10 protein-coding genes are annotated in these 11,312 nt (G+C 42.1%); 4 read left to right on the forward strand and 6 right to left on the reverse strand.

The genetic code is table 11. The annotated features are described in order from the left end of the window. Positions 1–5: 5 nt before the first annotated feature. The 3 genes from KDW99_RS06090 to KDW99_RS06100 all read left to right on the forward strand — a co-directional run bounded on the left by KDW99_RS06090 (position 6) and on the right by KDW99_RS06100 (position 2,397). Entirely contained in the window at positions 6–1,232 is a 1,227-nt protein-coding gene (locus KDW99_RS06090) for a capsular polysaccharide export protein, LipB/KpsS family (protein WP_255828402.1), read from the forward strand. Positions 1,233–1,374: 142 nt separating this feature from the next. Further along, on the forward strand, positions 1,375–1,794 hold the full coding sequence (locus KDW99_RS06095) for a tetratricopeptide repeat protein (RefSeq protein WP_255828403.1): 420 nt from the start codon (positions 1,375–1,377) through the stop codon (positions 1,792–1,794). Between the two features lie 18 nt (positions 1,795–1,812). Further along, on the forward strand, positions 1,813–2,397 hold the full coding sequence (locus tag KDW99_RS06100; protein WP_255828404.1) for a 3'-5' exonuclease: 585 nt from the start codon (positions 1,813–1,815) through the stop codon (positions 2,395–2,397). A gap of 473 nt (positions 2,398–2,870) precedes the next feature. Here the strand turns inward: KDW99_RS06100 and KDW99_RS06105 are convergent, their stop codons facing one another. The 6 genes from KDW99_RS06105 to ppsA all read right to left on the reverse strand — a co-directional run bounded on the left by KDW99_RS06105 (position 2,871) and on the right by ppsA (position 10,018). Then, positions 2,871–3,239, reverse strand: a complete 369-nt coding sequence (locus KDW99_RS06105; RefSeq protein ID WP_255828406.1) for a DUF3703 domain-containing protein — start codon at positions 3,237–3,239, stop codon at positions 2,871–2,873. A gap of 138 nt (positions 3,240–3,377) precedes the next feature. Beyond that, entirely contained in the window at positions 3,378–4,079 is a 702-nt protein-coding gene (locus tag KDW99_RS06110) for a hypothetical protein (protein ID WP_255828408.1), read from the reverse strand. 110 nt (positions 4,080–4,189) lie between these two features. Next, on the reverse strand, positions 4,190–4,540 hold the full coding sequence (locus KDW99_RS06115; RefSeq protein ID WP_370646895.1) for a VOC family protein: 351 nt from the start codon (positions 4,538–4,540) through the stop codon (positions 4,190–4,192). Positions 4,541–4,591: 51 nt separating this feature from the next. Then, on the reverse strand, positions 4,592–5,257 hold the full coding sequence (locus KDW99_RS06120) for an MAE_28990/MAE_18760 family HEPN-like nuclease (RefSeq protein ID WP_255828409.1): 666 nt from the start codon (positions 5,255–5,257) through the stop codon (positions 4,592–4,594). Between the two features lies 1 nt (position 5,258). Further along, entirely contained in the window at positions 5,259–6,290 is a 1,032-nt protein-coding gene (locus KDW99_RS06125) for a DUF262 domain-containing protein (protein WP_255828411.1), read from the reverse strand. A gap of 1,328 nt (positions 6,291–7,618) precedes the next feature. Further along, positions 7,619–10,018 (reverse strand): phosphoenolpyruvate synthase, encoded by a 2,400-nt coding sequence (gene ppsA, locus KDW99_RS06130; protein WP_255828413.1) that lies wholly within the window; start codon positions 10,016–10,018, stop codon positions 7,619–7,621. A gap of 205 nt (positions 10,019–10,223) precedes the next feature. Between ppsA and KDW99_RS06135 the strand changes: the two genes are divergently transcribed. Continuing rightward, the gene (locus KDW99_RS06135) at positions 10,224–11,027 is read left to right on the forward strand and encodes a pyruvate, water dikinase regulatory protein (protein ID WP_255828415.1); all 804 of its coding nucleotides are present in this window, start codon (positions 10,224–10,226) and stop codon (positions 11,025–11,027) included. Positions 11,028–11,312 lie beyond the last annotated feature (285 nt).

The following is an 11,312-nucleotide window of genomic DNA, read 5'->3' on the forward strand; positions in this document are numbered from 1 at the left end:
ACACTATGAACTATTTATTTATTACTCGAAAAAATGTACATGCTAGATATTACAAAATCCTAACGGCACGTCTCAATATTAATGCTCAGCTATACATTACAGGGTTGCCCAAACTTACGTCTTTATTGTATTTGAAAAAAGCCTTTGCTGCTGATTTTAGCCACATTATGCAAGAGCAGCTGAAAAGAAAGCGGGCCGTTAACCCAATTTGGAATAGTACAAGTCTCAGTAACCTATACACCACCGTTCTGACGGGTATTGAGCGCCTAAGGTATGCGAAAGCCATCGCTGTATTGGCTGACAAAAAGCCAGACACAGTGGTCATTTGGAACGGTCGGAAACTGCCTAATGTGACTGTCGATATGGCTGCTAAAAGTCTAGGAATTAACGTGTTCTACTTTGAAAATGGATTGTTGCCTCAGACCGTTTCCTTGGATCCGAAAGGCGTTAATTATTCCTCTTCATTGAGCAATGACCCAAAATTTTATCTAGAATTTGACCCAAACAATGAACTTGAATTTTCAGCACCTGACATAGTTCCTCGTAGTAATATTAAAAAGCGCCAAAAATTTCAGCCAGCGGCTTTGCCTGAGCGCTTCATTTTTGTCCCATTTCAAGTACCTCATGATACGCAAATTGTTTGCTACTCTCCTTGGATTAATTCTATGGAGATGCTTTACGATGAAGTCATAAAAGCAGTAAAAAAGCTCAACGATCCTTCATTAAAAGTGGTATTCAAAGAGCATCCTTCTTGGCATAAACATTATTCATCTTTATACAACAAAGACGAAATTGGTTTATTTGCAAATGGGAACTCGACAGCCGAATTAATCGAAAAAGCACAGGCTGTCGTGACCATCAATTCAACTGTTGGAATGGAATCACTGCTAATGGGCAAACGAGTGATCACTTTGGGCAATGCTTGCTACAACATTGAAGGTCTAGTGCTAACAGCCATTGATGGCCCACAACTAGTGAATCGCCTGTTAAAATTAGACAAAGGTTGGCAGGCAAACAATGTATTATGTGAGAAATTTTTTACCTATCTAAAGCATGTATATTGCATACCTCGCGTCAATAAAGATGATGCAGACCACATCGAGGCCGTGGAAAAACGTCTGACTGGTAGTGATGCTTTTAGCCGTTATGATCGTGAGGACGACTCTATCGCTTCAAAGCATTCTGACCGTCATCATCCGACTATTCAGCATGTCTTATTGGGTCAAAACTAAAAGTTTAGGCCGTGTTGTAGGAAAAGAAGGGCCCTTGTTAAAGCCCTTCTTATCAATAACTCACCGAAAAGCTGTCATAAATCATCTATTAAAATTACCATACTCGTTATTGCATAATCGAATGCCTCAAACAGAGTAAAATATGAACACCAAAATATACAAAGAAGTACTGTATCTAGCCAAAGAGCTTATGACTTGCGCCAACAAAAAAGACCAAGCGGGTTTTGACGGCTATTATGCGGAATTGAAAGCCATTTGTGATGACAACGATGGCACAGACAAAGACCACCCAGTACAATGGGAAACCCTAGGCGACTTTACCGACGACCTAGAACAGGCGATTGTTATCTATGACAAAGCCTTAGAAAAAGCCGCCGCTATAAACTCCAAAGATTACCTTTCCTCCATTGGCTTCGCTGCCGCTCAACTGAAACTAGAGCTTGGAGACAACGCCGCTGCTATTGAGTATCTAGAACAAGCCAAAATCCACAGCAACAAAATCATAGATAAAGAGCTAAAAGCAGAAATCCACGACGTGCTGTTTGATCTAAAAAAAGCCTAAAGAAACAAGAGACACAGAATGGAACGTCCTACCAAGGAACAGATTAGCCAATTACCCTTGTATATTGGCCTTGGCCTTCATGACATCATCATCGTTGAAAACGAACTTGATGCCGCACAAGCCATAACAGCACTTAAAAACGAAACGTCTATTGGATTCGACACCGAAAGCAAACCGATTTTCCAGAAAGGCCAGGTCAGCCCAGGTCCATCGCTCATTCAGCTTGCCACCGAGTCAAAAGCGTTTCTGTTTCCTGTTCGATTTCTTAGTGCTGTGGCGGCAGCGAAGGAAATACTAGAAAACCCAAAGATCAAAAAAATTGGCTTCGGCATCAAAGACGACAACAAAGAACTGCGAAACAAACTCAACATCGACATCACCAACACGCAAGACTTGTCTGTCACCTTAAAGCAACTCGCCGGAGAGAAAAACAGCATCGGCGCCCGCGCCGCCGTCGCCATGGTACTGGGAAAACGCCTTGGCAAAGGCGCCCAAAAATCCAACTGGGGCGCGTATCCACTTAAAGAAAATCAGATTCTTTATGCGGCGAATGACGCGCATTCAGCTATTTGTGTGGAGAGGGCGTTGGTTTTGCTGCGCTAGGCTTTATCAAGGCTTCCATTCAAACGCTTTGTATTCCCGACCTTTATTTCCGCTCTGCTGAGCGGGTAACTTTTTTCAATCGATAAAAAAGTAACCAAAAAATCTTTTATCGGGCTATCGCCCAAACGTCTGATGCACAATTTTTTACTTTAGCTTTAGCAAAACGATTTATATCGTAAGGCATAGATTATTTATTCGGTTGGAGATAGATCGTCAAACAATGACTCTGAAACTCCATAAAGTCGCGCAACTTCGTTGCGTCGAACAGACCTTGCTGGATGGAGAACAAAAACGTAGGGCGTCATGAGCGAAGCGTGATGCGCCGTTGGGTATTATGGTTAGACAAATATGGTTAATTTTCATCTGATCATAATTAGTATTTATCGGCTACTTTTTTAGCAATGATATCGACTCGAGATAATGGTAATGGCGGCATCGTCCTAACGTAGAGGGCATCAGTGTGACGCGTAAGGTTATATACCGGACTTAGCCTTTTGAATCAAAGTGGCCAAGTCATGATTAATAGGCATTGTTTTAAAAGGGCTAACATTTGCGCCACCGGTATTACCTTGCGGCACTAAGCCAAAAGCGGTTTTAGTCGCAGCGCCAACAATACGAAATAGCTGACCCAGTGCTTCCCGGGTTGAGCCATTGCGGATAGCCCATGCCAACATCAGCACATGGACCCTAACGTGCCAATACGTTGACTCTTGCCCAAGCACATGCGCCCGTTCCAAATGACTAAATTCTTGCTTAGCATTACCTGCTGACCTTGCCTCCCTAGCACTTGATAACTCCGCCTCGACATAGGAGGCTACTCGCTTGGTAAATGTATGTTGCATAAGACCCTCCTTGTAGGGATATAACGCCGCGTTAATTAGTGAGCAACGCCAACACCGAACCTAAACATTGTGCCGTAAACACTAAAGCTGAATCAAACCGAAAATACCGAACGTTGTGAATCTGTCTTAAACGCTTTGTTATGTTGTTATTGCCAACCATAGGTTTTGAATTGTTTCGATATCCAGCTTTATCAAAGTAAGAGCTATAGCTGTAGAGCCTAGAAAGTAAGGCCCCCAAAGATCAAGGTTTTCTCTATATTTCAATAATGCTTCCAAACGGTACCTCAATTCATAAGAATAAAGCATGAAAAAGTCCCATCGAGTCCATTTTTCATTGTATCTGTTTAATGAGACGTCCTCGTCTAACAGCTCGCTACCATCTTTGTTACGATATTCCTTTTGGTAGACGATTTTACGTCTCAAAAAACCGTCAGTTTCGTACTTGGCGTCTTGTAATCCTGGTTCATCACCACCAAAAAGACCAATTCCGTCTCCAAGCAAACCTGATATGTTTTCAGTGTGGCGGTTAAATCTAAATATTTTATAGTTAGACATCATTCTTTCAGCCATGAGTTTGAATAGCTCTTGATGATACTCATGTGCATAGCTGTAATAACGAACCATCAAAATGACGACAGCTAAGAGCAAAAATACACTTAGCCCGCTTTGATTGATGAACTCAATTTTAAAGATAAATGTATTAGCTTCTTTAAAGACAGCACCAGTAAATTGTATCGCAAGAAGTAACAATGACAGTGTAACCAGTATTCTACGTTTGGAAACTAATCCAGTATTACTATCTAGTCTTTCTCGAAAGTCTAGTAATGATTCATTATTCATCGTTTTCTCTATACTTCATTTAACGCCGCCATAAACGGCGCGAGCTTGCGAGCGTCCGGCGACCGTAGGGAGCGAATTTAATGGCTTTGTTATAGCGTAATTGTTGGGGGCTATTCATGTTGAAGAACATTAATTAGTTTCCCAAACGGATCACGAACGTAAAACCTACGAACACCCCAAGGTTCTGACGCTGGACCGTATTCAATTTGAATATTTTTATCTTTAACTCTTTTTAGTACTGTATCAAGTTCATCAACTTCTATGGACAAATCTGGTACAGGAGTCCCTGAGCCACCCTCAGATGCCACACTAATCTGTGTAGTCATTTCCTCACCTGAGCTATAGGTTTTAATCCATCCGTGATCCATGACAAGCTCAAGTCCGAAGATACACTCATAGAATATCTTGGCATCATTTGGGTTTGTTGCTGCGATATTTGAAACTATTCGTTTTACTTTTATTAAGCGATCCTCAGGGCATGTGCTTTTGCCCTTTTAAACGACTTGTTAGCACTACACTGCTCCAGAGTATTTATATTCTTTGCTGACAGAAACGCTTTCAAACCCAGCAACAATATGAAAACAAAGAGTCTCTACATCCGCGACTCTTTGCGTAAGAGTTTGTCCAGTATAACGACCACCAATAGTTACAGCCTTTTCCCTACCATGTGCAATAGCATTACGGTGATCTTTTATTTCTTTTAAAATCCAAGCGTTTACGCCAGTTGGAATAGCGTCCCCTGGTAAGTGAAAAATTTGCCAAATGTCCTCAATCTGTTGTTGCGAAATATTAATACCATCCGTAGGAAAAACAGAATCATCTATAATCGCAGGCTCTGAGGAAAATAATGCATCGAAAAGTTCTTTTTTCTTATTCCAGACCGTTTTTTTGCTACTACCCAATAAGGCTTTAAATTTATTATCTAATACGGTACATAATAAATATTTTTTAAACTCCATTGGCTTTAACTCTTCTTGACTTACGAGTTCTAAAAACCTAGAAACAACACTTGTTATTGTATATTCGATAGAAGAATACAGCGAAATAAATAGGAAACCTTTTTGAATTTTTAACAAATCAGAACTTTGTTCAACCGTTTCCAAACTAGAAATATGGCTAATCAATTCTTTTGATTGATTTAGCCTATCTCTTATCTCTAACTCGACAGTCTGATACATCCTATTTGAACCTATCGTAGGCATATGCAATACGTGCTTTTAATTTAGGTCTAGAATTGGTTGCCGAAGAAGTTAACTTTGTAAGTTCATCATCATTTATCCAATTTGACACGTCTTTACCAAGTATATCTAACCCTTCCTCAATAGCGTCAGCCGCACCAATGGTTATAGCTTCGAAAAGGTTATAAGGTGTTGTACTCCTATTTCCTCTTTTTATTCCATCAGGTAAATCGTTAGCTAGTGCTTCAAAAGTTCTCTCAAATGTAGAACGGTTCTTTTTGTAATTAAATGAAATTAAAGCATCTGCCATATAGTCATTAAGGAAGTCAACTACACTATGATCAAATTTATCTCGATTATTTTTATATGCAAAAAATTTTAAGATTAATTCGCTCTTAGTACCATCATTACTTTTTGCTTTAGGAAGGTTTACTACGGAATTGAAATGCTCATTTTCTGATAACTCAGTAAGGAAGTCATTAAATTGACCTCTAAATACACAAGCGCGAATTTCTTGATCGGTTAATTTAATACCACCAGTATTTAACCTTTCGAAAAGATCAAAGCGGACTTTTAGATCACTCTTATCACTTAAAGTAGTAACTTTAAGTGGTCTTAAATTAAATTTCAGTTTCAAAGTTTGAGGTAAATCTTTAAAGCTCGAGTTATTAAACTCGGTTAATACATCCAAGCCCTTGAGAACTAAATTTGATTCAAAACCAAACTTTTCTAACTGTTCATCAGTCCCAACAAAATGAATTAACGAGTTTAACCTCTGAACACCATCTATTAACTCCCAAGACCCATCCTTATTTGCGGCCATAAATAGACTTGGAACAGGAATACCTAGAAGAACTGACTCAATTAACCTTGATTGATTTTCATGAGGCCATCTAAATTGTCTTTGATATTCAGGGGCAATATCGACTATCCCTTCATCAGACATCGAAACTAACTCTTTAACAGATATATCAAACGAGTCGAAATCTACCTTTCGCGTTTCCTTGTCTAACTGGTTTACGTAATCTTTCATGTTTTATCCTAAATTCGCGACTTATACACGAGAGTAAAAATTAGTAGCGCTAACATTTTGTTAATGCGCATGCGCGTTTACACATTTCAGAAACTTCCTTATTATCACTATAAGTCACTGACTCTAAAGCCATTAATAGAGATACTAACAAAATTTAAAACTGGAAAAGCGAGCGTGCGTGTTATTTCATTTATCCACAGCGCGTTATTTCTGCTCTGTGAATCCTTATTCATTGATATTAGAAGACTTTTTTACTTTCTACTAGTACAAACGTGCATAATTGGTTTATTTAAAATGGCTAAACGCGCAAAAATGCGTCTACTTCAAAAATAAACTGTATATCTACCCATAAATTGTGTTTTGATTTTTGGTTCAAAAAAGAGCAGTTGAGTAAGGCACTTGAATCGAGTCTGAGCAAGAGATTAACCCCATCCTCCGCCTTCCCCTTGGAAGACAAAAGGGGAAGGGACTTGGTGCTTAGTAAACTTAACCTTTTGCGTTTGAATGCAACACGAATTCCGCGTCGGGCTAAAGCCGAGATCCTAGACCATAAGAGCTTGATTCCCGCCTTGGCGGGCGCTTGTCCACTTGTGGGAAGTGACGTGTCTACGTATGGGCTTTTAGTGGAAACAATGAAAGCTTCGCTTTCAGCGGCACATTACGCTGCGCTCATGATGCCCTACGAAAATCTAGCCTCTATGATGAAGTCCGTTCGACGCGACGAAGTTGCGCGACCTTATGGAGTTTCAGGGTCAGTTAAAAATACCTTCTCTCTAGCTTGTAAAAACAATCTATGCCTTACGATAAAAATCGTCTTACTAAAATTGATAATAAACAAAGTGAATGAGACGTTTGGGCGATAGCCCGATAAAAGATTTTTTGGTTACTTTTGCATTGATTGGCAAAAGTTACACGCCCAGCAGGGCGGAATAAAGGTTAGGAATGCAAAGTGTTTGAATGGAAACCAAAGAGCAACCCCATCCTAACCTTCCCCTTGAAGAAAGGGGAAGGAACTAGCCCACTCAGCAGGGCGGAATAAAGGTTGGGAATACAAAGCGTTTGAGTGGAAGCTGATTTTTTATTCACCAAAAGTAATGGATTCCCGCCTTCGCGGGAAAGATGTTTTTTCGATGAAAAAGGGGGAAGGGACTCAAAAAAAAGCCCCGCAAAGCGGGGCTATAAAACTAGGGAGTGACTACGATAAGGTCACGCGCTGCTTTTACACAGCATTCTGATTTGGCGCTGCATTAAAAAATACATCACCAAACGCAGACTGTTTTCCCGTTACGCCATGTCTGGTATTACTGCGAGGTAACGGGAATATTTCTTTAAATGGCTTTGTTGTTCAATTCGGTATTTTTCAATACTTCATCAAGGTGTAGCCAAGTTTCGATCACTGTGTCTGGGTTAAGAGACATGCTTTCGATGCCTTGGGCCACTAACCAGTCGGCGAAGTCGGCGTGGTCGGATGGGCCTTGGCCGCAGATGCCGACGTATTTACCTTGTTCACGACAGGCGGTGATTGCCATTTTTAGCAGTTTTTTAACCGCTGGGTTACGTTCGTCGAATTTGTCTGCGATCAATCCTGAGTCGCGGTCAAGTCCGAGTGTTAGCTGAGTCAAGTCGTTAGAGCCGATTGAGAAGCCGTCGAAGTATTCTAGGAACTCGTCAGCCAATAGGGCGTTGGACGGTAGTTCGCACATCATGATGACTTTCAGGCCATTTTCGCCACGAGCCAAGCCTTGTTCAGCAAGCAGTTCGGTGACTTGTTGTGCTTCTTCCAAGGTACGAACAAATGGGATCATGATTTGTACGTTGGTTAAGCCCATGTCGTTACGAACGCGGCGGATGGCTTCACATTCTAGGGCGAAGCAATCGCGGAACGAGTCGTCGATGTAGCGAGCTGCGCCACGGAAGCCAAGCATTGGGTTTTCTTCATCTGGTTCAAACAAAGGCCCACCCACAAGGTTGTGGTATTCGTTTGATTTGAAGTCAGATAATCGCACGATGACTGGTTTTTGAGAGAAAGAGCACGCCAATGTTGCGACGCCTTCGACCAGTTTGTCGACGTAGAATTCCACTGGGCTGTTGTAGCCGGCTATGCGGTGGTTGATCTCTTCCTGCAACGCGGGTGTCATTTCTGCATAGTTCAATAAGGCTTTCGGGTGAATGCCTATCATGCGGTTGATGATGAATTCTAAGCGAGCCAAGCCGATGCCAGCGTTTGGTAACATGGCAAAGTCAAAGGCGCGGTTTGGGTTGCCCACGTTCATCATGATTTTTACTGGCAGTTCTGGCATGTTGCCGACTTCAGAGGTGATGATGTCGAATGGCAATTCGCCTTGGTAAACAAAGCCCATGTCGCCTTGTGCGCAGGATACGGTGACGACTTGGCCGTCTTGCAATACGTCGGTTGCATCGCCACAGCCCACGACCGCTGGAATGCCTAATTCACGAGCGATAATCGCTGCGTGACATGTACGACCACCACGATTGGTGACAATCGCTGAAGCACGTTTCATGATAGGTTCCCAATCTGGATCGGTAATGTCGGTCACTAGAACGTCGCCCGGTTGGATGCGATCCATTTCGGTGATAGAAGACAAAACTTTTACTGCACCTGTGCCGATTTTGTGACCAATGGCGCGGCCAGTGATCATCACCTGAGAGGTTTTTTTCAGGTTGTAACGTTCCATGCTTTGGGCATTGGCTTGGCTACGAACGGTTTCTGGACGCGCTTGAACAATGTAGATTTTGCCGTCGATGCCGTCTTTCGCCCACTCAATGTCCATTGGACGTTGGTAATGTTTTTCAATGATGCAGGCTTGGCGAGCAAGGTCTTGAACCTCGTCGTTTGTCAGTGCGAAACGGTTTTGGTCATCCAAAGCCACTGGGACGATTTTGACGAATTCGTCATCGCTTTCTGCTTCGGCGTATTCCATTTTTTGTGCTTTGCTACCAAGGCTTTTGCGGACAACCGCTGGGCGATTGGCAGCTAGTGTTGGCTTGTGAACATAGTATTCGTCTGGGTTAACTGTACCTTGTACGACCATTTCACCAAGCCCGTAAGCGGCGGTGATGAAAACTACTTCGTCAAAGCCTGATTCCGTGTCTAGGGTGAATAAGACGCCAGAAGCGCCAATGTCACTGCGTACCATTTTTTGAATGCCTGCGGATAAAGACACACCTTGGTGTTCAAAACCTTGGTGAACGCGGTAAGAAATCGCACGATCGTTAAAGAGAGAAGCAAACACGCGTTTAATTGATGCCTTGATGTCTGCCAAGCCTTTTACGTTTAGGAAAGTTTCTTGCTGGCCCGCGAAAGAGGCATCTGGTAAATCTTCTGCCGTGGCAGAAGAGCGAACGGCAAAAGAGGTTTCCTCTGCGTTGTCGTCGCAAAGTGTTGCGAAGGCGGCTTCGATTTCACGGTCAAACTCAGCAGAGAAAGAAGCGTCTTCAATCCATTGGCGAATTTTAACGCCTGTTTCAGCAAGGGCGTGAACATCGTCTACATCCAATGCGTCTAGTGCTTGATGGATTTTTTCGTCTAGGCCGCTTTCAGTAATGAAGCTTTGATAAGCATAGGAAGTGGTTGCGAAACCGTTTGGCACTTGAATGCCAAGGTCTGTCAGGTTAGAAATCATTTCACCTAAAGAGGCGTTTTTACCGCCAACTTCGCCGACATCTTCCATATGAAGATCTTTAAACCACTTAATAAACTTGCTCACAAGAGACTCCAGTTTTTATATAAATTAATGGTAGGAATAGTTCTTAGCCAGTTTTTCCTAGTATGTCAGGCACTTGTCAAAGCACTTGATCTGGGTTCATTGTATGTAGGTGAGTCGCTTTGAATAAAATCGATTATTCGATGTAGTTTTATTTCAATCGAAAAAACGAATGTCGTTAGATAACAACAAAATAGGTAAATATTGAATGAAAGTGTATTTTGTCTCTGATGGAACAGCGATTACCGCTGAGGTATTTGGGTCGGCGATGTTGTCGTTTTTTGATGTGGCGGTAGAGACAAAAAGTGTGCCTTTTTTGACTACCAAAGATCAGGCAGAAGGGTTGAAGCAGCAGATTAATTTGGAACTGAATAGCGGTGTTGCTTTGCTGGTTTTTTATACGATATCTGATGCCTCTATTCGCGATATTATTGAGTCATGCGATTGCCATTGTTACAACTTGTTCGGTGATTTGCTGTCACCCATAGAGCAAGCTTTAGGAGTGAAAGCTCAGCCTACGGCACAGAAAGCCCACGGCATGAAAGAGGGCGTTTATGACGGTCGGATAGACGCCATAAACTACGCGTTGGCGAACGATGACGGGGCATCGGTGAAGAATTTTGCCGAGGCGGATATTATCTTGTTGGGCGTGTCTCGCTCCGGTAAAACACCGACTAGTTTGTACTTGGCGATGCAGTACGGTATCAAGGCGGCAAACTACCCAATTACCGAAGATGACTTTTCTACACCTGGTTTGCCTAAGGTGTTGAAAGATCATAAGAAGAAGCTATTTGGTTTGACCATAGACGCCCAGCGTCTGCATGAAATCCGAACGGGTCGAATGGCAGCAAGTAAATATGCCTCCTCTCGTCAGTGCCGCTATGAGGTGGATGAAGTGGAGTCTTTATATCGCCAAGAGCGTATTCCTTATTTGAATTCGACAAAACTGTCTGTGGAAGAAATTTCCACCAAAGTGATGGCTGAAATGAATTTGGTACGCCACAGGCAGTAATAATGAAGAGCGAAAGGATCAGATAATTCGATGGGTTCATCGTTTTTGCCCGAAATTTAGACAATTTAGTAATGAAAATATTTCGCTTAGGTCAAAATGGCATTACAAATGCTGGTAAAAGACAGACTGATATCGAGTCATAAGGGCTATTTGTTGTGTAATTACCAAATTAACTCAAAGAGAGTGTGCAGATAATGCTAAGAGCGTCGCTAACTTCGAGAGTATTTGGTGAATATACTCTATAATGGTAAACAATTGAGCGTGACAGTGACTTGCAGATAAGGC

It is taken from the genome of Marinomonas rhizomae (assembly GCF_024397855.1).
GTDB lineage: Bacteria > Pseudomonadota > Gammaproteobacteria > Pseudomonadales > Marinomonadaceae > Marinomonas > Marinomonas rhizomae_A.

Bases quoted from the DNA above. Each gene is read 5' to 3' on its own strand.
- KDW99_RS06090 (WP_255828402.1), top strand. From the start codon at position 6: ATGAACTATTTATTTATTACTCGAAAAAATGTACATGCTAGATATTAC.
- KDW99_RS06095 (WP_255828403.1), top strand. From the start codon at position 1,375: ATGAACACCAAAATATACAAAGAAGTACTGTATCTAGCCAAAGAGCTT.
- KDW99_RS06100 (WP_255828404.1), top strand. From the start codon at position 1,813: ATGGAACGTCCTACCAAGGAACAGATTAGCCAATTACCCTTGTATATT.
- KDW99_RS06105 (WP_255828406.1), bottom strand. From the start codon at position 3,239: ATGCAACATACATTTACCAAGCGAGTAGCCTCCTATGTCGAGGCGGAG.
- KDW99_RS06110 (WP_255828408.1), bottom strand. From the start codon at position 4,079: ATGAATAATGAATCATTACTAGACTTTCGAGAAAGACTAGATAGTAAT.
- KDW99_RS06120 (WP_255828409.1), bottom strand. From the start codon at position 5,257: ATGTATCAGACTGTCGAGTTAGAGATAAGAGATAGGCTAAATCAATCA.
- KDW99_RS06125 (WP_255828411.1), bottom strand. From the start codon at position 6,290: ATGAAAGATTACGTAAACCAGTTAGACAAGGAAACGCGAAAGGTAGAT.
- KDW99_RS06135 (WP_255828415.1), top strand. From the start codon at position 10,224: ATGAAAGTGTATTTTGTCTCTGATGGAACAGCGATTACCGCTGAGGTA.